The 24,151-nt window shown below is 68.7% G+C and carries 22 protein-coding genes; 11 read left to right on the top strand and 11 right to left on the bottom strand.

Translation table 11 applies throughout. The features are described 5' to 3' along the window. Positions 1–46: 46 nt before the first annotated feature. From recO to AC1RRW_RS09375, 4 genes are all read right to left on the bottom strand, one after another. The gene (gene recO / locus AC1RRW_RS09390; RefSeq protein WP_492900446.1) at positions 47–775 is read right to left on the bottom strand and encodes a DNA repair protein RecO; all 729 of its coding nucleotides are present in this window, start codon (positions 773–775) and stop codon (positions 47–49) included. A gap of 5 nt (positions 776–780) precedes the next feature. After that, positions 781–2,997: a RelA/SpoT family protein gene (locus tag AC1RRW_RS09385; protein ID WP_492900631.1), complete on the bottom strand. Its 2,217-nt coding sequence runs from the start codon at positions 2,995–2,997 to the stop codon at positions 781–783. Positions 2,998–3,182: 185 nt separating this feature from the next. Beyond that, complete coding sequence (gene rpoZ / locus AC1RRW_RS09380) at positions 3,183–3,566, bottom strand: DNA-directed RNA polymerase subunit omega (RefSeq protein ID WP_492900444.1); 384 nt, start codon at positions 3,564–3,566, stop codon at positions 3,183–3,185. A gap of 131 nt (positions 3,567–3,697) precedes the next feature. Next, a complete protein-coding gene (locus tag AC1RRW_RS09375) occupies positions 3,698–5,398 on the bottom strand; it encodes an ATP-binding protein (RefSeq protein WP_492900443.1) in 1,701 nt (566 codons plus the stop codon). 254 nt (positions 5,399–5,652) lie between these two features. On the opposite strand from AC1RRW_RS09375, the gene AC1RRW_RS09370 reads away from it, so the two are divergent. The 5 genes from AC1RRW_RS09370 (at position 5,653) to era (ending at position 9,344) form a co-directional block, all read left to right on the top strand. Then, a complete protein-coding gene (locus tag AC1RRW_RS09370; RefSeq protein WP_492900442.1) occupies positions 5,653–6,399 on the top strand; it encodes a pyridoxine 5'-phosphate synthase in 747 nt (248 codons plus the stop codon). A gap of 9 nt (positions 6,400–6,408) precedes the next feature. Further along, complete coding sequence (gene acpS, locus AC1RRW_RS09365) at positions 6,409–6,813, top strand: holo-ACP synthase (protein WP_492900441.1); 405 nt, start codon at positions 6,409–6,411, stop codon at positions 6,811–6,813. Between the two features lie 131 nt (positions 6,814–6,944). Next, complete coding sequence (gene lepB / locus AC1RRW_RS09360; protein WP_492900440.1) at positions 6,945–7,712, top strand: signal peptidase I; 768 nt, start codon at positions 6,945–6,947, stop codon at positions 7,710–7,712. Beyond that, entirely contained in the window at positions 7,709–8,440 is a 732-nt protein-coding gene (rnc, locus tag AC1RRW_RS09355) for a ribonuclease III (RefSeq protein WP_492900439.1), read from the top strand. The genes lepB and rnc overlap by 4 nt, the downstream gene beginning before the upstream one ends. Further along, on the top strand, positions 8,433–9,344 hold the full coding sequence (gene era / locus AC1RRW_RS09350; protein ID WP_492900438.1) for a GTPase Era: 912 nt from the start codon (positions 8,433–8,435) through the stop codon (positions 9,342–9,344). The genes rnc and era overlap by 8 nt, the downstream gene beginning before the upstream one ends. Positions 9,345–9,350: 6 nt before the next feature. Here the strand turns inward: era and AC1RRW_RS09345 are convergent, their stop codons facing one another. Beyond that, positions 9,351–9,647 carry a type 2 periplasmic-binding domain-containing protein gene (locus AC1RRW_RS09345; RefSeq protein ID WP_492900437.1) on the bottom strand — a complete coding sequence of 99 codons (297 nt, stop codon included), beginning with the start codon at positions 9,645–9,647 and terminating at the stop codon, positions 9,351–9,353. Positions 9,648–9,852: 205 nt separating this feature from the next. Here AC1RRW_RS09345 and AC1RRW_RS09340 point away from each other — a divergent pair, with 205 nt between their 5' ends. From AC1RRW_RS09340 to AC1RRW_RS09325, 4 genes are all read left to right on the top strand, one after another. Next, positions 9,853–11,403, top strand: a complete 1,551-nt coding sequence (locus tag AC1RRW_RS09340) for an acyltransferase family protein (RefSeq protein WP_492900436.1) — start codon at positions 9,853–9,855, stop codon at positions 11,401–11,403. A gap of 101 nt (positions 11,404–11,504) precedes the next feature. Next, a complete protein-coding gene (pyrE, locus tag AC1RRW_RS09335; protein ID WP_492900435.1) occupies positions 11,505–12,089 on the top strand; it encodes an orotate phosphoribosyltransferase in 585 nt (194 codons plus the stop codon). 150 nt (positions 12,090–12,239) lie between these two features. Continuing rightward, positions 12,240–12,872 (top strand): LabA-like NYN domain-containing protein, encoded by a 633-nt coding sequence (locus AC1RRW_RS09330; protein WP_492900433.1) that lies wholly within the window; start codon positions 12,240–12,242, stop codon positions 12,870–12,872. A gap of 83 nt (positions 12,873–12,955) precedes the next feature. Beyond that, positions 12,956–13,681, top strand: coding sequence for a superoxide dismutase (locus tag AC1RRW_RS09325; RefSeq protein WP_492900432.1), 726 nt, complete (start codon positions 12,956–12,958; stop codon positions 13,679–13,681). A 41-nt stretch (positions 13,682–13,722) separates the two neighbouring features. Here the strand turns inward: AC1RRW_RS09325 and smpB are convergent, their stop codons facing one another. From smpB to dapA, 3 genes are read right to left on the bottom strand one after another with little or no spacing between them, the layout of a single operon-like run. Then, on the bottom strand, positions 13,723–14,196 hold the full coding sequence (gene smpB / locus AC1RRW_RS09320; protein WP_492900431.1) for an SsrA-binding protein SmpB: 474 nt from the start codon (positions 14,194–14,196) through the stop codon (positions 13,723–13,725). After that, positions 14,193–14,840, bottom strand: a complete 648-nt coding sequence (locus AC1RRW_RS09315; protein ID WP_492900430.1) for an FMN-binding negative transcriptional regulator — start codon at positions 14,838–14,840, stop codon at positions 14,193–14,195. The genes smpB and AC1RRW_RS09315 overlap by 4 nt, the downstream gene beginning before the upstream one ends. A gap of 50 nt (positions 14,841–14,890) precedes the next feature. After that, positions 14,891–15,784: a 4-hydroxy-tetrahydrodipicolinate synthase gene (gene dapA, locus AC1RRW_RS09310; protein WP_492900429.1), complete on the bottom strand. Its 894-nt coding sequence runs from the start codon at positions 15,782–15,784 to the stop codon at positions 14,891–14,893. Between the two features lie 163 nt (positions 15,785–15,947). On the opposite strand from dapA, the gene AC1RRW_RS09305 reads away from it, so the two are divergent. Beyond that, positions 15,948–18,014, top strand: coding sequence for a lytic transglycosylase domain-containing protein (locus AC1RRW_RS09305; protein WP_492900428.1), 2,067 nt, complete (start codon positions 15,948–15,950; stop codon positions 18,012–18,014). Between the two features lie 28 nt (positions 18,015–18,042). Further along, positions 18,043–18,936: an alpha/beta fold hydrolase gene (locus AC1RRW_RS09300; protein ID WP_492900427.1), complete on the top strand. Its 894-nt coding sequence runs from the start codon at positions 18,043–18,045 to the stop codon at positions 18,934–18,936. Positions 18,937–18,960: 24 nt separating this feature from the next. On the opposite strand, the gene AC1RRW_RS09295 is transcribed toward AC1RRW_RS09300, so the two are convergent. From AC1RRW_RS09295 to AC1RRW_RS09285, 3 genes are all read right to left on the bottom strand, one after another. Further along, complete coding sequence (locus tag AC1RRW_RS09295; RefSeq protein WP_492900426.1) at positions 18,961–20,130, bottom strand: helix-hairpin-helix domain-containing protein; 1,170 nt, start codon at positions 20,128–20,130, stop codon at positions 18,961–18,963. Positions 20,131–20,140: 10 nt separating this feature from the next. Next, on the bottom strand, positions 20,141–22,495 hold the full coding sequence (locus AC1RRW_RS09290) for an OmpA family protein (RefSeq protein ID WP_492900425.1): 2,355 nt from the start codon (positions 22,493–22,495) through the stop codon (positions 20,141–20,143). A 188-nt stretch (positions 22,496–22,683) separates the two neighbouring features. Continuing rightward, positions 22,684–24,036 carry a porin gene (locus AC1RRW_RS09285; protein WP_492900424.1) on the bottom strand — a complete coding sequence of 451 codons (1,353 nt, stop codon included), beginning with the start codon at positions 24,034–24,036 and terminating at the stop codon, positions 22,684–22,686. Between the last annotated feature and the right edge of the window lie 115 nt (positions 24,037–24,151).

The following is a 24,151-nucleotide window of genomic DNA, read 5'->3' as shown; positions in this document are numbered from 1 at the left end:
CCGACGCAAGCACAGCCAAGCCGACGGCGCTTGAAACCACCAAAAATCAGTGGATTTTGGCCGCCAGCTCGATCAGCCGCCCCCGCTCCGCCGGCTCCCGCAATCCGCGCGGCTCCCAGAGATGCCGACGCAGGAAATGACCGGTGAGTCCGAAGCCCGCCGCGATGTCGGCGCAGGAGGGCGCGCGCCCGCCCTGCCCTTCGGCGAGGAAGGCCGGCAGCGCCAGCAGGCGGTCGAGATAGGGCGTCGCCGCCGCGCGGCTGACGGCCTTGCCGGATTTCGGCGAGACATGGCTGAGATCGTCCATGCTTCCGGTGACGGCGCAGCGCGCGAGATCGAGCCCGAAGCCGAGCTCGGTCAGCATCGCGATCTCGAAACGCACGACCAGCGCCGGCGCGAGAGCGGGCTCGTGCAGATGCTCGACGAGGACGACGAGCGCCTCGTGCAGGCCGGGATGCGGGTCGCGCTCCGGCAGCAGCCGCAGCAGCGCCGAGACCGTCGCCAGCCCGTAGAGCGCGACCGGGACCTCGATCAGCCGGGCGGCATGCGAGGTCAGGAGCTCGACCCTGTACTCGCCGAGATGCTCGTCGAGCCGCGCGCGCCAGGTCAGGGAGACCGCGTTGCCGGGCTGCAGCGTCGGCTGCCGCTTCGACGAGCGCCCGCCGCGGACGAGGCCGAGATGGCGGCCGTGATGGCGCGTCATCACCTCCAGGATCACCGACGCCTCGCCATGCTGGCGCTGCCCGATGATCGTGCCCTCGTCGGTCCATTCCATGATGGTTAACCGACCACCCGCTCCACCCGGCTGATCACCCGCTTCTGGCGCAGTTCGCTGATGATCGCGCTGAGATGCTTCAGGTCCCAGACCGTCAGGTCGATCGTGACGTCGGTGAAGTCCGGGGTGGGGCGCACCATCGCGACCGCGTCGATGTTGCCGTCATGCTCGGCGATGGTGGTGGTGATCTGGGCGAGCGAGCCCGGCTCGTTGATCGATTTGAGCGCGACCCGGGCCGGGAAGCGCTGCGGAACCTTGTCGTCGAGATCCCAGCGCACGTCGAGCCAGCGATCGGGCTCGTTGTCGAAGGCGGCGAGCGCGGTCGACTGGATCGGGTAGATGGTGACGCCCTCGCCCGGGGTCATGATGCCGACGATGCGGTCGCCCGGCACCGCGCCGCCCTCGGGGGCGAAGCGCACCGGCAGGTCGCCGCCGAGGCCCCTGATGGGAATGGCCTCGGTTTCCGGCGCCTCGCCGGGCAGCTTGAACTTGAGGTTGTCGCCCTTGCGCAGCTCGAACCAGCCCTTGCCGTTGCCGGCGGTCACGCCGGCCTTGGGCTCCGCGGAAGCGCGCTTCTCCGGCTCCAGATCGGGATAGACCGCCTTGACCACGTCGCCGGAATACATCTCGCCGCGGCCGACAGCGGCCAGCACGTCGTCGACCGCCGTGCGGGCGAGCCGTTTCAGCGCTCCCTTGAGCTTGTCGTCGGAGAAGACGCGCTCGGCGCGGCTGAAGGCCCGCTCCAGGATCTGGCGGCCGAGACCCGCATACTGGCGGCGCACGGCGGCGCGCGTGGCGCGGCGGATGGCGGCGCGGGCCTTGCCGGTGACGACGAGCGATTCCCAGGCGGCCGGCGGAGCCTGACCATCGGCGCGCGTGATCTCGACCTCGTCGCCGTTCTGGAGTTCGGTCAGGAGCGGCGCGATCCGGCCGTTGATCTTGGCGCCGACGGCGCTGTTGCCGACATTGGTGTGGATCGCATAGGCGAAGTCGATCGGCGTCGCGCCGCGCGGCAGGGCGATGAGCCGGCCCTTCGGCGTGAAGCAGAAGACCTGGTCGTGGAAGAGTTCGAGCTTGGTATGCTCGAGGAACTCTTCCGGACTGTCGCCCTCGGCCAACAGGTCGACCGTGCGCCTGAGCCATTGGTAGGCCCGGCTTTCGTCGGCGTATTGGGCGAGGTCGGTGGTGCGGCCGTCCTTGTAATGGGCATGCGCCGCGATGCCGTATTCGGCGATGCGGTCCATCGTGTCGGTGCGGATCTGCAGTTCGACGCGGCTGTGGCCGGGCCCGACCACGGTGGTATGGATCGAGCGGTAGTCGTTCTGCTTGGGCGTCGAGATGTAGTCCTTGTAGCGGCCGGGCACCATCGGCCAGGTCATGTGCACGATGCCGAGCACGCGATAGCAATCCTCCGGCGCGTCGACGAGCACGCGGAAGCCGAAGATGTCGGAGAGCTGCTCGAAGGAGACCGATTTGCGCTCCATCTTCTTCCAGATCGAATAGGGCCGCTTGCGCCTGCCCGAGACCTCGGCCTGGATGCCGCGCGCGGCGAGCTTGTCCTTCAGGTCGCGCTCGATCTCGCCGATGACCTTGCCCTCGCGCTCGGTCACCTCCTCCAGCCGCTTCGTCACGGTGGCGTGGGCCTCGGGCTTGATGTGGCGGAAGGCCAGCTCCTCCAGCTCCTCGCGCAATTCCTGCATGCCCATCCGGCCTGCGAGCGGGGCGTAGATCTCGGCCGTCTCCTCGGCGACGCGCAGGCGCTTCTCGGGCGCGACGAAGTGCAGCGTGCGCATGTTGTGCAGCCGGTCGGCGAGCTTGACCAGCAGCACGCGGACATCGTCGACGATGGCGAGCAGGAGCTTGCGGAAATTCTCGCCCTGCGCCGCCTTCTTGGAGACGAGATCGAGCTTCTTGATCTTGGTCAGCCCGTCCACCAGCCGGCGGATGTCGGGGCCGAACATGCTCTCGATCTCCTCGAGCGTCGCCTCCGTATCCTCGACGGTGTCGTGCAGGACCGCGGCGACGATCGTCGCGTCGTCGAGCTTGAGATCGGTCAGCAACGCCGCGACCTCGAGCGGATGCGCGAAGAACGGGTCGCCGGAGGCGCGCTTCTGCGTGCCATGCGCCCGCATGGCGTAGACATAGGCCCGGTTGAGCAGGTCTTCGTCGGTATTGGGGTTATAGCTCCTGACCCTGTCAACGAGCTCGTATTGCCGCATCATGCGCATGCGGACCTTCTCACCTGCCTTGCCGATTCCACGCCGCTTTTCCTCCGACGGACCAATATCGGCGCGGGGGGCGAAAGCGGCAAGGCGAATTCCCGGATGGCAGGCATGAAAAAGCCCGGCAGGGCCGGGCTTTAGCAAATGCCGTGAACGATCCGATCCGATCGCGACGCCCGGCCCGATCAATCCTCGTCGTCGGCGCTCTCGGTCGGCGGCACGAGGCCGTCGAGGCCGCGCAGCAGGTCGTCCTCGCTCATGCGGTCGAACTGGATCTCGGAATCGGGCGTGGCGCTCGGAGCCGTGAGCAGCGGCACGGTCTCGGCCTCCGGCTCGTCGACCTCGACATGCTTCTGCAGCGAGTGGATCAGGTCTTCCTTCAGATCATCGGGCTTCAGCTTCTCGTCGGCGATCTCGCGCAGGGCGACGACAGGGTTCTTGTCGTTGTCGCGGGCGACCAGGATCGGCGAGCCCGACTGGATCATGCGGGCGCGATGGCTCGCGAGCAGCACGAGCTCGAAGCGGTTGTCGATCTTGTCGATGCAGTCTTCAACGGTGACGCGAGCCATGGGGCGGCTCCTTCCGGTCTCGGCGATGCAGGGGAAAATGAGTTGGTCCGGGCCTTACAGGCAAAGCCCCCGCGATGCAAGATTTCGCTCGCGCGGGATTTCCCCGACGGCCGGCCAGCCGCCGTCTCCGCTCAGCCGACGCCGCGCATGCGCCGGATCATCTCCTCCAGCGGCGGCTCGCCCCTTGCCGGCAACCCGCCATTGGCAAGCGCCATGGCCGGCAGCTCATGCGGCTGGAGATCGCAGAAGCGCATCCGCATCGTCGTCGCAACGCCCTCCCCGAAGGCGATCGCCTCGCGATTGCCGATCGAGGACAGGAAAGCGATCGTGCTCGCCGAGGCGTCGGCGATGGCCGAGCGGATGATCTGCTGGTCGCGCTCATTGGCGAGGCGCATCGCGAAAATGGTTGAGCATTGCGACAGGATGGTCGCATCGAGCTCGCCCGGCCGCTGCGTCACCACGCCGAGATAGCAGCCGTATTTGCGGCCTTCCTTGGCGATGCGCGCGATCGCCTGGCGGGTCGGGGCGAAGCCGAGCGCGGGGTCGGAGGGGACGTAGCGATGCGCCTCCTCGCAGAGCAGCAGGATCTCGTAGCCGCCCTGGCTCGCCAGGGCGAGGTCGAAGGCGATGCGCGCGAGCACCGAGGCCACAGCGTTGACGACCTCGGAGGGCAGGCCCGCGAGCTGGAACACGCTGATCGGCCGGCCGTGATGCGGCAGGCGGAAGATCTGCCCGACGACCGAGGCCATGCTTTCGATCATGTTCGCGCGGGCGAACATGAAATGGTAGCGCGGGTCGCCATAGAGCGTCTCGAGCCGCACCTTGAGCGAACGCAGCACCGCGCGCGGATAGCGGATCTCGTGAAGGCCGATCAGTTCGTCGAGAACCGCGAGCGCGTCCTTCATCCGGTAGGGCGTCGGCGCGTCGGCGGAGCCGGCGACAAGATCGCTTCCCGGACGCGGCGCGCTCGTATCGAGCGGACGCTTCAGCAACGAAGAGCCGAGATCGCGCGAGAGGTCAGGACTCGCGACAGCGCGATACCGCTCGCGCGCCGCGGCGACGACCTCGCGCAGGATATCCGCCTCGTTGTCCAGCGGCGGGCGTCCGCGAAAGACCGCGTCGGCGAACTCGTCGATCCGGAACATCCAGAACGGCAGATCGAGGCTGTCCGCCTCGATCGTCACCGACTTGTCGGGGAAGGCATGCGCATACTCGTTGTGCGGATCGAGGATCAGCACGCGCAGCCTCGGCTTGCTCGCGATGGCGCGGCGCAGCAGCAGCGCGACCGCGCTCGATTTACCGACGCCGGTCGTACCCAGGATGGCGAAATGCCGCGCCAGCATGTCCTCGATGCAGACTGTGGCGGCAATGCCTGAATCCTGGGTCAGGCTGCCGATCGCGACGCCAGCACGGCCGCCGAGATCATGCACCAGAGAGAGGTCGCCGGCGCGGATGCGATGGGCGATCGCGCCGATCGGCGGATAGGTCGAGATGCCTGACTGGAAGCGCCTCGCAACGCCTTCGGTTTCGATCACCTCGCCGAGCAATTCGACATCGATATGGATGGTATTGTCGGCGGTTTCGTCCCAGGCGCTCCTGGCGGCGCGGATCTGGTAGACGAGGCAGACGATGCGGCTGGAGCCGAGATTGATCGAGATCATCTTGCCGATCGTCCAGGAATCGGGACCGAGCCGGCTCGCGCCCGAGATCGACGAGGCGATGGTCGCACGCGAACCGTCGCAGGAAATCACGCGCCCGAGCGCGCGCTCCGGAACCTGGCTCGCATCGCGGCGGTCCTGTGCGATGTTGTGCTCGAAAATGTCCGATTTCACTGCAAGCTGCACGTTTCCGACCCGCTTTCGCCGTCTGTCCCCGACATGACGCTAGCTTCGGGGCGTTTACGATTGCCTTCCGTGGCATGGCGCAGCGAGCGCTGCTTGGCGGCGCGGTTACCAAAGTGCGAATAAAACCTTGCGACGATCATCGAAACCATCACGAAACGTGGCGGCGTCGATCACACACCATGCCTTGAGCGGGCTTGTGCCAGGGTCTATGCACGAGACCGACGACGGGGGCACGGACGGCGATGGATCGGTTGCGGCTGGGAGTGAACATCGACCATGTCGCGACGGTGCGGAACGCGCGCGGCGGCGCCCTGCCCGATCCGGTGCGGGCGGCGCATCTGGCCATCGCGGCCGGCGCCGACGGCATCACCGCGCATCTGCGCGAGGACCGGCGCCATATCCGCGACGCGGACATGGAGCGGCTGGCGGCCGAACTGGCGAAACCGCTCAATTTCGAGATGGCCGCGACCGACGAGATGGTTGCGCTGGCGGAACGTCTCAGGCCTCACGCCGCCTGCCTCGTGCCGGAGAAGCGCGAGGAGCGCACGACCGAAGGCGGGCTCGACGTCGTCGGTCAGCAGGCGGCGCTGACGCCGCGGATCGCGCGGCTGAAGGCGTCGGGCTGCCGCGTCTCGCTCTTCATCGAGGCCGACGAGGCGCCGATCGCGATGGCGGCCAGGCTCGGCGCGCCGGTGGTCGAACTCCATACCGGAACGTGGTGCCATGCCGTGGCCGACGGGCGCCGCGACGAGGCGGCGGCCGAGTTCGCGCGGCTGGCGCGGGGCGCGGCTTTCGGGGCCTCGCTCGGGCTCGAGGTCCATGCCGGGCACGGGCTCGACTACGACACGGGCCGCGCGCTCGCGGCAGTGCCTGAGTTCGTCGAGTTCAATATCGGGCATTTCCTCGTCGGCGAGGCGATCTTCGTCGGGTTCGAGGCGGCGATCGCGCGGATGCGCGCCGCGATGGACGACGGGCGTGCGACCGCTTAAGTCAGCGGCATGATCCTCGGCATCGGCTCCGACCTCTGCGACATCCGACGCATCGAAAAGTCGCTGGCGCGTTTCGGCGAGCGCTTCACGGAGCGCATCTTCACCGCCGGCGAGCGCGCGAAATCCGACCGGCGCGCGACCCGGGCGGAATCCTATGCGCGGCGCTTCGCCGCCAAGGAGGCCTGCTCCAAGGCGCTCGGCACCGGCCTGCGCGCCGGCGTGTTCTGGCGCGACATGGAGGTCGTCAACCTGCCGGGCGGGCGGCCGACCTTGCGTCTCACCGGGGGCGCGGCCGAGCGCCTCAAGGCCATGACGCCGGAGGGCTTCGAGTCGATCGTCCACGTCACAATGACCGACGAGCCGCCGATGGCGCAGGCGTTCGTGGTGATCGAGGCGCGGGCAAAACTCCGCTGATTTCAGGAACGGATGGCGGCGACAGCCGCTCTCGCCTCGCGCCACCGCCCGGATCGGGCGCCGCCGCGCCGTTGTCGCCCGCGCAATAGTCGGCTAGACCGCCCGCTGACAGCCTGGACAGGAGCGCCCGCGTGGCCAACGACGCCGAGATCAAGAGCAAGACGGCAAAGGACGAAGGCGGCGTTCTCGAGACGATCAAGGTCGTCGTCCAGGCCCTGCTGATCGCGCTCGTCATCCGGACGTTGCTGTTCCAGCCCTTCAACATCCCGTCCGGCTCGCTGATCCCGACGCTGCTGATCGGCGACTACCTGTTCGTCTCGAAATATACCTACGGCTATTCCAAGCATTCCGTCCCGTTCAGCCCGCCGCTGTTCTCCGGCCGGATCTGGGCGGCGGAGCCCAAGCGCGGCGACATCGCCGTCTTCAAGCTGCCGACCGACAACAGCACCGACTACATCAAGCGCGTCATCGGCCTGCCCGGCGACCGCATCCAGATGATCGACGGCATCCTTCACATCAACAATACGCCCGTGAAGCGCGAGCGCATCGCGGATTACGTCGCCCAGGACAGCTGGGGCCGCAGCCGCCCGGTGGCGCGCTATCGCGAGACGCTGCCGAACGGCGTCAGCCACGAAATCATCGAAAACGAGGGCGACACCGGCACCTTCGACAACACCGCCGTCTTCACCGTGCCCGCCGGCCATTTCTTCATGATGGGCGACAACCGCGACAACTCGCTCGATTCGCGCGATCGCAGCGTCGGCTACGTGCCGTTCGAGAACTTCGTCGGCCGGGCCGAGATCATCTTCTTCTCGATCGAGGACGGGGCCTCGGCCTGGCGCATCTGGGAATGGCCCTGGACCGTGCGCTGGGACCGCCTTTTCAGCGGAATCAAGTGAGCAAGACCGGCGACGGCGCGCGCAAGGCGCCCGATCTCGCGCGGCTGGAAGCGACGCTCGGCCATATCTTCGCCGATCGCGGCCTGCTCGTCACCGCGCTGACCCATATGAGCGCCGACAGCCCGCGCATCGAGAGCTATCAGCGGCTCGAATTCCTGGGCGACAGGGTGCTGGGGCTCAGCGTCGCCGACATGCTGTTTGCGCGCTATCCCCAGGCCGAGGAAGGCGACATGTCGCGCCGGCTCGCCGACCTCGTGCGCAAGGAGACCTGCGCCGAGGTCGCGCAAGGCTGGGATCTCGGCCAGTTCATGCGGCTCGGCGAGGGCGAGATCCTCGGCGGCGCGCGCAAGAACAAGGCGATCCTGGCCGACGCCTGCGAGGCGATCATCGGCGCGGTCTTCATCGACGGCGGCTATGGCGCGGCGCGCGCTCTGGTCGAGCGTGCCCTGGGCGAGCGGCTGCTCAAGCCGATGCGTCCTCTGCGCGACGCCAAGACGGCGCTGCAGGAATGGGCTCAAGGGCGGGGCTATCCGACCCCGACCTATAGCGAGCGCGGCCGTTCGGGCCCCGACCATGCGCCGGTCTTCCGGGTCGCGGCGCGGATCGCCGGACTGACCGACGCGGAGGCGCAGGGGCCCTCGAAACGGCTGGCCGAACAGGCGGCGGCGGAAGCCTTCCTGCGTCGCGAGGGCCTCTGGGCCGAGCAAGGGGAGAGCGATCATGGCTGAGCCCAAGGGTCAGACCCGCTGCGGCTTCGTGGCGCTGATCGGCGCGCCCAATGCCGGCAAGTCGACGCTGCTGAACCAGTTCGTCGGGGCGAAAGTCTCGATCGTGTCGCGCAAGGTGCAGACGACGCGCACGCAGGTGCGCGGCATCGCGCTGTCAGGCCCCGCGCAGGTGATCTTCGTCGACACGCCCGGCATCTTCGCGCCAAAGCGCCGGCTAGACCGCGCCATGGTGACGAGCGCCTGGGGCGGGGCGACGGACGCCGACCTGATCGGCGTTCTGGTCGATGTCGAGCGCTTCGCCCACGAGGAGAATATGCGCCTGCTGGAGAAGCTCGCCGAGCTGAAGCAGCCGAAATTCCTGATCCTCAACAAGATCGACACGGTGGCGAAGGAGAAGCTGCTCGAGATCGCCACCAGGGTGAACGAGCAGGGCCAGTTCGAGGCGACCTTCATGATCGCGGCGCTGACCGGCTATGGCTGCAAGGACATCATGAGCTGGCTGGAGACGCGTCTGCCGCTCGGCCCCTGGCTCTATCCGGAGGACCAGATCTCCGACGCGCCGCTGCGCTTCCTCGCCGCCGAGATCACGCGCGAGAAGATCTTCGAGCGGCTGCATGACGAACTGCCCTATCGCTCGACGGTCGAGACCGAGCAGTGGCAGCAGCGGCCGGACGGCTCGGTCCGGATCGAGCAGACGATCTATGTCGAGCGCGAGGGCCAGCGGAAGATCGTGCTCGGCGAAGGCGGCCAGACGATCAAGGCGATCGGCCAGAAGGCGCGCATCGAGATCTCCGACGCGGCCGAGGCCAAGGTGCATCTCTTCCTGTTCGTGAAGGTGCGCGAGAACTGGAGCGACGATCCCGAGCGCTACCGCGAGATGGGGCTGGAGTTTCCCAAAGGCTGAGCGGGCTCACCACCCCGCCCTGAACGCCGCCGCCAGCTCCCGCACGAGAGCGTTGCCGCGCGGCGTCGAGACGTTGCCGCGCAGAACGACGTCCGACTGCCCCAACGACGGCAGACCCCATTCGGAGGCGACATCGACCGCGCCCGGAGGCGCGATCCGCGTCGCCAGCGGCGAGACGCCGAGTCCGCCCTGCACGGCCGCCAGAACCGCCGCCATGCCGCCGCCGATGAAGGCCTCGCGCCAGGCGACGCCGGCCTCGCGCAATATGCCCAGACCGGACTGCCGGCGGCTCGAACCGCTCACGACTTGTCAGCGTGGCCCCTCTCCGGGTAGCTGTCACGGACAGAAACAATCCGACACCGAACAGAAGCATGCGGCGTCGGACGCTTCGCACGAGAGCCTGAGCGATGACCGGCCAGTCCGCCTCCCGCCGAACCGGGCGCGCCGTCCCGGCGGGCTGGCGGTCCGCCACGAAGACGACCGGCGCGCGCGCCGGGAGCGATCGGGGATGAGCCAGGTCGCGGGCAAAGGCGGTCTCGATCTGGCGCTTGCGGGTGAAGACCTCGCCACGGCGGTCGCGCCCGCGGCGGCCGGCCAGCGCAATGTCCGCCTGCAATATCTGCGGGCGTTCGCGGCGATCTCGGTCGTGCTCTACCACGGCTCGCATTATCTCAAGGCGCTGCGCGGCGACGGTCGCTTCCTCGAGGTCTTCGGCGGCTTCTTCGGCGGCTATGGCGTCGCGGTGTTTTTCGCGCTGTCGGGCTATCTGATGGCCGACCTGATCGCGCGCGACGAACCGGGACGCTTCCTGATGAGCCGGCTGGCGCGGATCTATCCGCCGCTCCTGCTTCTGACCGGGCTGTTCGCGCTCGTCTTCCTGCTCGCGGGCCAGCCGCGGGCGCTGAACGCGCTGTCGCTTTCGCTGGTGCCGGCGGGACCGCGCGGATACTTCCTCGCCGTCGAATGGACCCTGCTCTACGAGATGAGCTACTACGTCGCCCTGGCGGCGCTCGCCTTCATGGGTCTGGCGCGGCATGCGACGCTCTTCGTCCTCGGCTGGCTCGCACTGCTCGTCGTCTCATGGTTCTGGGGACCGGGCCGCGTCGACAATCTCCTGCCGGTGCTGAGCGAACTGCCGCTCAGCATGATCAACCTGCCCTTCCTGCTCGGCTTTCTCAGCGCCGGCGCGCATCGCCGGGGCTGGCTGCCGCCCGGTCTGGCCATCGCGGCCGGGCTCGTCGCGCTGCCGATCGCGCTGCTGCCGGACGCCTATCTGCGCCTGTTCGCCGGCCTCTCGGCGAGCCTGCTCGTCGCCGCCGCGATCCGCGCGCCGTCGCGGCCGGCATCGCATTGGCCGGGGCGGCTCGGCGCACGTTTCGGCGATGCGAGCTACGTGCTCTATCTCTGCCATGTCCCGGTGTTCCTGCTGGTCGAGATGGCGCTGCCGGACCGGCTGCCCCCGCCGCTGGTCTGGGTCGCGATGGTCGGGGCGGCGCTCGGCCTCTCGCTTCTCCTCGGCCCGGTCGACCTCGGCCTGCACCGTTGGCTGAAGCGCGCCATCGACATGGCGCCCCGCCGGCGCATCCGGGCCAGCGCTCTCGGCTTCATCGCGGCCTTCGTCGCGACCGGCGTATACGCTGAATGGGAGGTTCGCTCGGACCGTGCCGAGGAGGCGCGGGCGCGGCGCATCCTCGCCTCGCCCGCAACCGCGACCGCCGCCGCCGGCGTGCGGGCCGGGATCGATTCGGTCTCGCGTCTCGACGACAAGCGCTGGAACGTGCGCGGTTATGGCGTCGACCTCGACAAGCCGGAGCTGGCGACGCATATCGCGGTCCGGCAGAATGGCGAGCTCGTCGCCATCGACCGGATGCGGCGGATGCGCGTGGCCACCGCCAGGGAACTCGGCCGACCCGATCTCGAGTCGCGGCGCTTCGGCTTCGCGATCATCCTGCCCGCCGAATTCGACTGCGCGAAGGGCGCGCCAGACGCGGTCCTCGTCATCGAGGACGGCCGCACTGTCCCGCTCGCGCCCGGCCCCCTCGCCACGATCTGCCGCTAGTCCATCGACCTCCGCCCACAGCAGCCTCGCAAGGCGCGCTTGAAAAGCGGGCCCGAGAGTCGCAAAGACGCGGCGGGTTTCACTCAGCGATGGTTTCGACGATGACCGACGACGAGGTTCTGGCCGAGTTCCGCGACGCCGGCGCGCTGCTCGAAGGGCACTTCATCCTGTCCTCGGGCCGGCGCAGCCCGGTTTTTCTCCAGAAGATGTTCATCTTCCAGGATCCGGTCAGGACCGAGCGCGTCTGCAAGGCGCTGGCCGCCAAGATCGAGGCGGCCTTCGGCCCGATCGACTACGTCGTCTCGCCGGCGGTCGGCGGCATCGTGCCGGGCTACGAGACAGCGCGCCATCTGAAGGCCAAGGCGATCTTCGTCGAGCGCGAGGACGGCCGGTTCCGTCTGCGCCGCGGCTTCACGATCCCCAAGGGCGCCCGCGTCGTCATGGTCGAGGACATCGTCACCACCGGCCTGTCCTCGCGCGAGTGCCTGGCCTCGATCGCCGACGAGCCAGGCACGCTGCTCGGCGCGGCCTGCCTCGTCGACCGCTCGGCCGGCCGCGTCGACATCGGCGTCAGGTTGGTGTCGCTGATGAGCCTCGACGTGCCGGACTACGCGCCCGACGCCCTGCCGCCGGAGCTGGCGGCGATCCCGGCGATCAAGCCGGGAAGCCGTGGGCTTTCGGCCTGATCAAATCCGCGCGACCATGCCGGTCTTGCGGCGCAATGCCACGGGCAAACCTTGAGTTGGTGGCAAAAGCGCCGTCATTCGACATTGTTAAAACCGTCATCTTTTTCGATTCTGCGATTTCAACAGCCTATTTGAAGACGGAGTATTGCCATGGCGGCCGAACCGCGCATCGCGCTTTTCATCGACGGGGCCAATCTTTACGCCACCTCGAAGCAGCTCGGCTTCGACATGGATTATCGCCGGCTGCTGAAGGAGTTCCAGGGTCGCGGCAACCTTATTCGGGCGTTCTATTTCACCACGCTGATCGAGAGCGAGGAGTATTCCTCGATCCGGCCGCTGGTCGACTGGCTCGACTACAACGGCTACCGCGTCATCACCAAGGCGGCCAAGGAGTTCACCGACGCCACCGGACGGCGGCGGGTGAAGGGCAACATGGACATCGAGCTGGCGATCGAGATGCTCGAACTCGCCCCGCATCTCGACCAGATCTACCTGTTCTCGGGCGATGGCGACTTCCGCCCGCTGGTCGAGGCGGTGCAGCGCAAGGGCGTCAAGGTCTCGGTGGTCTCGACCATCACCACCAACCCGCCGATGGTCGCCGACGACCTGCGCCGGCAATGCGACGATTTCCTCGACCTCGCCCATCTGATGCAGAAGATCGGCCGCGACCCGGCCGAGCGCCATGCCCGAGCCGGCGCGGCCGGCGCTCCCGTGACGCCGGCCAATCCGGGGCTGGAGCGGCGCTACGGCATCCGCCAGGGCGACGAGCCCGTCGAGGGCTGACCGGCGCGACCAAAGCCCGGCTTGACCGAAAGGCCAGTCCGACCACTCTCTTCCTCCAGACTCGACTCGGGGGGGGAATCATCTTGCATCGCCGTCATGTGATCAGCGGACTCGCGCTCGGAGCCGCCGCGCTCGCCCGTCCTTCACTGGTATTCGGCCAGGCCGCGCCGGCGCCCGCCGCGCCGCCGCCCCCGCCGACCTTCACGCTGCCTTCGCTCGGCTATGCCTATGAGGCGCTGGAGCCTAACATCGACACCGCGACGATGCGGATCCACCATTCGGCGCATCACAACGCCTTCATCGGCAACCTCAACACGCTCGCCGGGCAATGGGACGGGCTGAAGACGACACCGATCGAGACGGTCCTGGCCGATCTCAACGCCGTTCCGGAGGCGCAGCGCGCCGCCGTGCGCAACAATCTCGGCGGCCACTGGAACCACTCGTTCTTCTGGGACCTGATGACGCCGGGCGGCGCGGTCCAGCCTTCGTCGGAGCTGAGGAGCGCGATCGAGGGCTCGCTCGGCTCGACCGTCGATCTCGTCACCAAGCTGAACGCGGCGGCGATGACCCGCTTCGGCTCGGGCTGGGCCTGGCTCGTCGTCGACAAGGACAAGAAGCTCGCCATCGTCGCGACGCCCTATCAGGACACGCCGCTCGAACTCGGCGCGCAGGCGGTGATCGGCGTCGATGTCTGGGAGCACGCCTACTACCTGAAGCACCAGAACCGCCGGGCTGACTATCTGGCCTCCTGGTGGAAGGTCGTGAACTGGGACAAGGCGAACGCGAACTTCAGGAAGGCGGTGGGTTAGCCGCCGCGCCCCTTCTTCCCTCGGGGAAGAAGAAAAAACCGTCACCCGCCCGTCTTCATGATCCTGGCCTTGTCGCGGTTCCAGTCGCGGGTCTTCTCGGTCTCGCGCTTGTCGTGCAGCTTCTTGCCGCGGCCGAGGCCGAGCTCGACCTTGGCGCGGCCCTTCTCGTTGAAATAGACCTTGAGCGGGATCACCGTATAGCCGTCGCGCTGGATCGCGCCCATCAGCTTGTTGATCTGGCGACGGTGCAGCAGCAGCTTTCGCGGTCGCTTGACGTCGTGGTTGAAGCGGTTGGCCTCGAGATATTCCGGGATATGGGCGTTGAACAGGAAGAGCTCGGCCCCCATCGGCCCGGCATAGCTCTCGCCGATCGTCGCCTTGCCGCCGCGCAGCGACTTGATCTCGGTGCCCTGCAGGGCGATGCCGGCTTCGAGCGTCTCGGTGATCTCGTAATTGTAGCGGGCCTTCCGGTTGTCGGCGGCGAGCCTGTAGCGCTCGGGATCGGGCTTGCTCATGGCCTCTCGCCCAGCGCATGCGCCTTGACCAGCGAGGCCATCGCCTGCGATTCCGATTCAGGATCGGCGCTCAAGCCGTTGAGAAGGCTGTTCTTGTCGGCGTCCGGCCGGTTCTGGCCGAGCTTGAACTTGCCGGCGAGCGAGGCGATCGCGATCTCGATGCCGACGATGCCGCGCGACAGCGCGTCGATGAAGCTCTCGGGCGCGTCGGTGACGGCCCAGGGCTCTTCGCGCGGGCGCTCCTGCTGCGCGGTCAGCGCCTCGAGATGGGCATGCAGCCAGGCGCCGTCGTGGATCGCGCTCGCCCGCCCGCGCGCCTGGACGGTGACGTAGTTCCAGGTCGGAACGACCTTGCCGTGCTCCCGCTTGGAGGCGTACCAGGCCGGCGTGACATAGCGCTCGACGCCCTGGAAGATCACCAGCGTCTCGGCCCCGGCGGCGATCGCCCTCCATTGCGGGTTCGGGCGGGCGAGATGGGCGCGCAGGATGCCCTGCTCGCCTTCCTCGGCATGCAGCACGAAGGGCACGGGGTTGGCGATCAGGCCGCCCTCGCCCACCGTCACCAGCGTCGCGAGCGGATGGGCGCGCATCACCTCATGCAGGGCGGCGCGATCCTCGACCTTGAAATGGCTCGGCTCGTACATCGATGTCTCCCCGACGCCCGCCGGGGGACCGGACGAGCGACTGACCTCACTTAAGCATTCAAGAGCCCGGCGAACACCATCGCGTCGCGAATGACCTTGCCCGTCGGCGCGGTCACAGGCAGCAGCGGCAGGCGGATCTCCTCCTCGCAGCGGCCGAGCAGCGTCAGCCCGTGCTTGGCGCCGCAAAGCCCCGGCTCCTTGAAGATCGCGTCATGCAGCGGCGTCAGCCGGTCCTGCACCTTGAGCGCGCCGGCATAGTCGCCTTTGGCGACATGGCTCATGAGGTCGGCGCAAAGCCGGGGCGCGACATTGGCGACGACCGAGATGCAGCCATGGCCTCCGGCCGCCATATAGGCCAGCGCCGTCATGTCCTCGCCGGAGAGCTGGATGAAATCGGCGCCGAGCGCGTGGCGCTGCTGCGAGACGCGGGCGAGATTGGCGGTCGCGTCCTTCACGCCCGCGATGTTCTTGAGCTCGTAGAGCCTCGCCATGGTCTCGACCGACATGTCGACGACCGAGCGCGGCGGGATGTTGTAGATGATGATCGGGATATCGATCGCGTCGTTCACCGCCTTGAAGTGCCGGTACATGCCTTCTTGCGTCGGCTTGTTGTAGTAGGGCGTCACCACCAGCACCGCATCGGCGCCGGCCTTCTCGGCATGCTGGGCGAACTCGACCGCATGCGTCGTGTCGTTCGAGCCCGCGCCCGCGATCACCGGCACGCGGCCCCTGTTCTGGTCGATCACGATCTCGGTGACGCGCTTGTGCTCGTCATGGGAGAGCGTCGGGCTTTCGCCGGTGGTGCCGACCGGCACGAGGCCCCGGCTGCCGCTTTCGATCTGCCAGTCGACCAAGGCGCGCAGGGCGGGCTCGTCGATCTTGCCGCCCTTGAAAGGCGTCACCAGCGCGGGCATCGAGCCGGTGAAGGCGGTGAGCTTGGTCATGAGCGGCGGCCCCGGGCGCGGAATCTTGAAACGGGCGACAGACATAAACCTTTGGCCGTCCAAGGCAAAGCCGGCAATCCATCAAAATCCGCGGCCGCATGGTTAAGGATTCGTCAACGCGCATGCCGGACCATCGGGCTTTGCACCCTCCGTGGAGCCCGCCATGGTCCTGCCCGCCGCCAGGCTTATGGCCTGCATAGCCTTCGCGATGCCGCTCGCGGCAGGCGTCGCCATGGCCGGCGACGACGGCGAGCACCGCGCCCAGCAGCCCCGCCCCGACCTGATCGACGTCGAGACGACCGCCGCCCTTCCGGGCGACGGCCTGCGCATCGCCGACACGGTCGATCCCGAGCGCGTCAGGACCGCCGTCGCCGCCTATCGGCGCGGCGCGCTCAGCGAAGGCGACGTGATCGCGGCGACGGTGGAGGACCGCGCCATCCGCGCCCTTCTCGAATGGGTCGCCATCCGCGCCGGCGCGACCACGATCCCCTTCGCAAGGCTGAACGCCTTCCTGCAGAGCTACCCGAACTATCCGGCCACGGCGCTGTTTCGCCGCCGCGCCGAGGAGGCGCTGATCGCAGAGAAGAAGGGCACGGCGGCGATCCGCGCCTTCTTCCATGGCCAGCGCCCGGTCAGCCCGGCCGGCCGCGTCGCGCTGGCGCGCGCGCTGAAGGCGGATGGCGAGAGCGCGGAAGCGAATGCGCTGGTCCAGCAGGTCTGGCGGCAGGATCATCTCGGCGAGGCGCTGGAAAAACTCGTGCTGGCCGAATTCGGCGACGCGCTGACGAGCGCCGACCATCGTCTGCGGGCCGAGCGCTACATCTTCAAGGGCAATTCCGGTCCGGCCTTGCGCAACGCGGCCCGCGTCTCGGCCGATTATCTCGTGCTCGCAAAGGCGCGGATCGCCAGCGGCCTGGCCAAGCGCCCGATCGCGCCGTCCCTGATCGCGGCCGTGCCGGCCTCGATGAAGAGCGATATCTCCTATGCCTTCCTGCTGGCGCAGCAGGCGCGGCGGCAGGACAAGCCGGTCGAGGCCGCGAAGGCGATGGCGACCGTGCCGCGCGATCCGGCCCTGCTCGGCGATGGCGACGAGTGGTGGACCGAACGGCGCCTGATCGCGCGCAAGCTGCTCGACATCGGCGAAACCGCACAGGCCTATCAGGTCGTGGCCGGTCACGGCGCGGAGGGATCGGCCGCGAAGATCGACGCCGAGTGGCATGCCGGCTTCATCGCGCTGCGTTTCCGGCAGGACGCGGCTGCCGCGCTGACGCATTTCAACGAGGCGGCGCGCCATGCCGAGACGCCGGTTTCGGTCTCGCGGGCCGCCTATTGGCAGGGCCGCGCGCATGATGCGCTCGGGCAGGCCGACGAGGCCGAAGCGGCCTATGCCCGCGCCGCCGAGTATCCGATCGCCTATTACGGACAGCTCGCCCGCGCCCGGCTCGGCCTGCCGGACCTGCCCCTGCGGCGCGCGGCCTCGGCCTCGCTGGAGGCCCTGCCCGGATATCAGGGCGTGCGCATGCTCTACCGGATCGGCGCGCGCGACCTTGCCGCGACACTGCTCGGGGATCTGGCCCAACGGCTCCACACAACGCCGGCGCTGGAGGCGGTGGCGGCCATCGCGGCCAAGGAAGGCGACGCGCGCGGCCAGCTCGCGCTCGGCAAGCAGGCGCTGCAGCGGGGCTTTCCGCTCGACATGGCCGCGTTTCCGACCAATGGCGTGCCGGATTTTCCGGTGCTGGGCGACCCGATGGAGCGCGCCGTCGTGCATGCCGTCGCCCGGCAGGAAAGCGCCTTCGACCCGACCGCGATCTCCCCTGCCGGCGCGCGCGGGCTGATGCAGATGATGCCGGAGACGGCGCGCGAGACGGCGCGGCGCGCGAACCTTCCCTTCGACTGGCCCCGCCTGGGACAGGACGCCCGCTATTCGGCGCAGATGGGCGCGGCCCATCTCAACGACCTGCTCAAGGACTGGCGCGGGTCCTATGTCCTCACCTTCGCGGCCTACAACGCCGGCTCCGGCAATGTGAAGAAATGGATCGAGGCCTATGGCGATCCGCGCCGGCCGGAGATCGACGCGATCGACTGGATCGAGCGGATTCCGTTCTACGAGACCCGCAACTATGTGCAGCGGGTGATGGAGAACCTGCAGGTCTACCGCCAGCGGCTGAACCAGCGCACCGCCTTCCTGATCGACCACGACTTGAAGCGCGGCGGCAAGCGGGAGTAACTGTGCCGGCCCTCGCTCTGGAGAGCCCATGACACCCGAAACCGGCTTCACCTCGCTCTTCGTCACGGCCCGCGACGGGCTGAAGCTGCATGCGCGCGACTATGGCCCCCTCGCCTCGCACGCGATCCCGGTCGTCTGCCTGCCGGGGTTCGCCCGCACGGCCGCCGATTTCCATGAGCTGGCGCTGGCGTTGTCCACCGACGAGGCGAAGCCGCGCCGGGTGCTGGCGCTGGACTATCGCGGGCGGGGCCGCTCCGGCTTCGACAGGGACTGGCGCAATTACGACATCCGCGTCGAGCTCGACGATCTGATGCAGGTCCTGACGGCCGCCGGCGTCGAGGAGGCGATCTTCGTCGGCACCTCGCGCGGCGGGCTTTTGACCATGGCGCTCGGCGCGGCGCGTCCCGCCATGATCAGGGGCGCGGTGCTCAACGACGTCGGCCCGGTGATCGATGCGCGCGGCCTGCTGCGGATCCGCGGCTATGTCGGCAAGCTGCCCATGCCGCGCAGCTATACCGAAGCCTCGGAAATCCTGAAGCGTCTCTCGGACCGGCAGTTCCCGCTCTTCGGCGAGGCGGAGTGGGAGATGATGGCGCGCCGGACCTGGATCGAGCGTGACGGCAAACTCGTGCCCGACTACGACCCGAAGCTGATGCGGGTGCTGGAGGAACTCGACCTGGAGGCGCCGCTGCCGGTGCTCTGGACCTATTTCGCCGGGCTCAACGCCGTACCCGTGCTGGCGATCCGGGGCGCGAACTCCGATCTTCTTTCGGAGAAGACGCTGATCGAGATGGGCGAACGTCACCCGGCCTGCGAGACCTACGTCGCGCCGGGCCAGGGCCATGCGCCGCTGCTCGGCGCGAAGGACATGGTCAGGCGCATCGGCAAGCTGATCGCGCGCGCCGAGAAGAAAGCGGCCTGAGTCCGCTCAGGCTTCTAATCCAGTTCAGCCTTGCGACTTGCGCCCGGCCCTGACGCCGCGCGAATGGGCCGTGTCGCCGCCATGGCGCAGGATGTCGGCATCCTCGCGCCAGCTCCGCGATGACGTCACGGCCACATCGGCAAACGCGCAGAGATAGCGGATCTCGGCATCCTTCAACGTGGCGATCTGGTCGAAATGCCAGATGCCGAGACGGTTGAGATCGGCCGCCACGGCCGGTCCGACGCCGTTGAGCAGCGCCAGGTCGTCGGGCTTGCCGTCGCGCGCGGCGGCGATGAGGTTCGTGGGCTTGTCGCCGTCGAGCCCGCCGCCCTTCGGCGCGGCGACATTGCCCTGCCCGTGCGCGCCATCGTCCCGCGAGGTCGCGACCTCGCCGGCCTCGGCGCGCCTGGCGTGCCCGGTCTCCTCGCCCCCGGCCAGCACCCCGGCCTGGCCGACCCAGTCCTCGCGCTCGATCCGGCCCGGAAAGGCGAGGTAGCCGCCGACCCATTCGCTGTTCTTCGGCGTCCAGGCGGCGATCTGGTCGAAATGCCAGATTCCGAGCTCATGCAGGCGGCCTTCGTTCTGGCGGCCGATGCCCTTGATCAGCTTGAGATCGTCGGGCGTCTCAGCGCGGGCCGCGGCAAGGCCGGTCGGCCGCTCTCCCGCAATGACCTCTTCGCCCTCGACCTCGAGCAGGCCCTTGATGGTTTCGCCGGCGGGTTTGACCTCGGCGACGACCGCCTTGCCGTGGTCAATCGTCTCCCTGGCCTGCTTGACCTGAGCCGAAGCGTCGCGCGCAGTGGCGACCATGACGGCGGCGCGCTCCGCCGCATCCGGCCGCGGTCCGGCAAACGCAGGAGCCGCGCCGTCCAGCGTCGGCATGCCGTCGAGACCGGGCGCGGCCTGCGCCAGCGCCCTGGGCCGCAGCGTGGCGCGCATGGCGCCCGCCAGCGCGCAGCCGACGAAATAGACGGCCGCGAAGAGCAAGGCGCTCTCCAGCCAGAGCGCCGGCAGGCCGTTGACGGCCTGCGTCCAACTGACCGCGCCGGCGAGAAGCCAGACGCAGGCGGCATAGGCCAGCTTGCGCGACCAGAGCTCGAGTTTCGCGCCGTCCTGGCTGATCCAGCCCATGACGAAGCCGAGCGCGAAGGCCGCGAGCAGGAACCAGACGAACTGGGAAGCGAGGTAGAGCATGGCTTCGCCCCTATTTCGCGACGGTGAACTGGACGCGGCGGTTGAGCATCCGGGCCTCGGGCGCGTCATGGGGCTTCAGCGGCCGCTGGCTGCCGAAACCCTGCACCGTGAGTTGCGCCGGATCGAGCCCGCGACGGACCAGTTCGTCGCGCACGCGCAGCGCCCGGCGCCGCGACAGATCGAGATTGTCGAAGCGACCGTCGCCATCCTGATTGGCGTGGCCTTCGATGGTGATGCGCGAGCCGGGACACTGCTTCAGGATCGCGAAGGCCTCGCCGATCACCCGCTCGGTCGTCGCATCGAGATTGACCACCGTGGTGCCCTGCGCGAACAGCACGGTGTTGCGCCTGGTCAAAGCGTCGAGATCGTTCTGGCAGGTGTTGGGCGGGTCGATCACGCAGCCGGTCTGGCGCAGGCCGATCGCCGCGTCGACCTTGAGACCGGCCGGCAGGCCAGCCGCCGCCGCCGTCTCGACCTCGCTCTTGATCAGGTCGCGGCAGGTCAGGCCGCGCAGGGTGACGCCCGCCTCGCTGATCCCGGCGGAGCCCAGGTCGAGCCGGAGCAGGTTTGTCAGCGCCAGGCGCGCCGCCTCCGCGAAGCCGGCTGGCGCGCCGGGCGCCGTCATGGCTTCGTCGAGCACCTTGCCGCGCAAGGGCGAGGCCTCGACCATCGCCAGAAGCGCGGCTTTCGTCGCGGCATCCGGAACATAGCCGGACAGGCCGACGCCCGACCTGTCCGCCGAGATCGTCAGGCCATAGGGCCGGATCGCCAGCCCGGACGGATCGGCGCGGCTCGACACGCCGGCGGGAAGCCCATCTCGCAGCAGCGCCCTCAAGGCCGTCCACTCGTCGAGGTTTCCGGCCTGACCCGACAGCGCGAGATCTCCGCCATCCAGGGAAACCGAGCCGGTCCTGAGCCGCCGCAGCACGTCGAGGGCGAATCTCGTGGCCGCGCCGTAGTCCGGCGTATCCTTCAGGCGCGGCTCGAGCGCGAGGCGATCGTCGATCGGGCTGTCGGGAAAGAGCGTGCGCGCGACCGAAAGCAGCGCGTCCCGTGCCGCCTGATCGACGGCCAGACCTGAGATCGTCAGCCTGCCCTCGGCAAGCGCGGCGCTCCAGCGGAGGGCAACGTCACGGGGCTGCTGGAAAACCGGAGGCGCGATCTCCGGCTGCGGCGGCACGACCACCGCGATGGCCGGCGGCTCGGCAGGCGTGGCGGTCGGCGGCTCGGCGGCGATCGGCGAGGCCGGAGCAGGCGCGGGCGGCGGCGAAACGGACTGCGCCGGAGCAGGAGCGGGCGCAGGCGAAGGCGCGGGAGGCGGCGCAGGCGGCGCGTCAGGGCACTGGATCGACGCCTGCGCCACCGAATCCGGACCGTCCGTCTGAGCGATCAGCAGTCTCAGCGCCTGGCAGGCCTCGAAGCTCTCGGGCCCCTGCCCGGCAAGCCGGTAGGCATCGCCATCGAGTTCGGCCTTGCCGCCGCGCAGCCGCGCCAGGTCGCCGATCGCGCGCGTCATCCGCGTGAGGAAGGCGGCGGGTTCGCCGCGCGCGGGCCTGGTCAGGTCGTCGAGCCGCGGAGCGTCGGGAAAGCCGCGGCGCAGCAGAGCCAGCATCTGGTCGCGAACGGCCTCGGAGGGGTAGTATCCCTCGATCGTGAGCGCATTATCCGCCCCGCGCGCGGCGCTCCAGCGATAGGGCGCGACGACGGGCGGCGTCAGGGCGCAATCGACCGGGCGGAAGCCGCCCGCGCCGGGGTTGGCCATCACTTGCCGCAGCTTGAGGAAGGCATCGGGCGTGGCCGCGCTGCCCTCGATGCAGAACCTGTCGTCGTCGAGCGCGAGCTTGCCGGAAGCGATGTCCGGCAGGCTGCGCAGCAGCGATAAGGTCATCTCGGCAAAACCCGCCGGAGCGCCGAAGGCCAGCGACTGCCTGTCTTCCACCCGCAAGCCCGGGATCGCCGCGCGCGCCGCCGCAAGGTTGGCCATCGCCGTCGCCTCGTCCGGCACGAAGCCGCCCAGCGTCACGACATCGCCGTTTCGGCTGGCGGACCAGCCATAGGGCTTCTGCGCCACGACCCGGGTCAGTTCGCCCAAGACTCTGCGAACGCCGAACTCGGCGCGCAGATTCGACAGGGCGCGCCCTGCGCCATCCGTGGACAGGACCTCGCCGCCGATCGAGACGTCGCGCCCGGACGCCCGCGCCGAGACAGGCTTCGCGCCTGGCGCGTCGCCGGCGACTGATGTCACGGCGGCGGTCGCGCGGCGGGCGACATCGCGCTGGATGGCGTCGTCGAGCGCGAGGTTCGCGATGCCCCATAGCAAGGCCAGCGGCGCCAGCCCCCATAACCAACGCGCTGGCTGTGCCATTCCCGTCCCCCGCCCCACCTTCGCGACGCCCGCGCTTTCGATCGCGGTTCGCCATGCGGCCAACTCCAGTCCGGAAGGGAAGACGCTGTCAAGCGCGGCGGAGCTAAGCATCGGTCCATAAACGAAAAAGCCCCGGGTTTCCCCGGGGCTTCCGCGCATTGACGGAGGAGACTTCGATCGGAGACCGATCAGAAGTCGCGCTGGATGCGGAGACGGCCAGCGAAAGCGTCGTCGCTCTTGATGCCGATGCCGGCAAGGCGGACGCCGGCGTTGCTGACGGCGCCGACGCGCGAACGCAGGTCAACCTGCGAGTAGATGACCTCGACACCGATATCGAGACCCGAAACCGGCGACCAGATCAGGTTACCGGCAACGATGAGCTCCCTCGGATCGAGCGAACGGACGACAGCGCCGGCGCCATAGGTGGCGAGCGGAGCGATCGAGCCGAGCTCGAGCTGCGAGTACGAGCCGTAGATCTCCGAACGCAGCTGCGGGGTCCAGAAGTGGCGGAACGCCGCGACGACCGACCAGCCGGTCGTGGTCTTGATCGAACCGTTGACCGGGTTGATGCCGACATCCGGAACCGCGATCGCGCCGAGACGGGCGATGCCCGAACCGCCGTAGCCGAGGTAGCCGACAGCGCCGTCAGCGTAGGCGGCCTGCAGCCAGAAGGTGTCGCCAGCCGCGAGGAACGGCAGGTTGACCTTCACGCCGGCCTGAACGGCGTAGCCGTACTCGTCGCCGCCGACCAGACCCGGAAGGGCGCTGACAACGGAACGCTGGGTGAGAGCACCCGACAGCTGGGCGGAGCCCCAACCCTGATCGACGCGCAGCGAGGCGACGACATCCGGGAAGTCCTGGCCGCCGACAGCAACGGCGGCGCCGGTGACGCGGTTCGCGGCGGCGTTCTCACGAGCGCCGGTGCCGGTGACGCGATCCTCGAGCGAGATCGTGGCCGAGAAGCCCGAGCCGAACGTCGCGGTGTAGGCGAGGAGGTTCAGACGCGAGTCAGCGGTGCGCAGCGTCGAGAAGCCGTAGTCGTTGGCGTAGAAGTCGAAGAACGACTGCGCGCGACCAGCGGTGATCGGGCCGAACTGGACGAAGGCCAGATCGAGCAGCGAAGCCGTGGCGGTGGCGGAGGTGCGAGCGGTGCCGGGGACGATGAGGCCCTGGTTGCCGTTGAAGGTGCCGCTGTAGAAGTTCGAGCTGTTGGTGAGCTCGAAGCGGAAGAACGTGCGCAGCGGGCCGTAGGCGGTCGCGGTGCGGGCGTCGATGTTCAGGCGACCGCGAGCGCGGGTGCCGTAGGAGTCGAACTGCTCGCCGTAGCGATCGCCGACGCTGTACTCAGCGCGAACACGACCACCGACGCGAAGGCAGGTGTCGGTGCCCGGGATGAAGAAGAAGCCTGCGCCATAGGCGGAGCAGACGCGAACGTATTCGACCGGAGCGGCCTTCCGCGAGGGAAGATCGGCGGCCTGAGCCCCGGCGACCGCGGCGATACCGGCGGCAGAACCGAGGAGGAGGCTCTTAACGAGCTTCATTGGTAACCTCCAAAAGAGTTTCGAGACCCTCGGGCGTTGGTTCGTTCCGTTTCGGCGGCCCCAGGAGACCAACCGATGAACTCGCCTCTTCCCGGCCTTTCACCCGCGTCCCTGA

It is taken from the genome of Allobosea sp. GW821-FHT12C12, from assembly GCF_058807355.1.
Note: the sequence above shows the minus strand (reverse complement) of the source record. Positions and strands in the feature narration are given on the sequence as shown.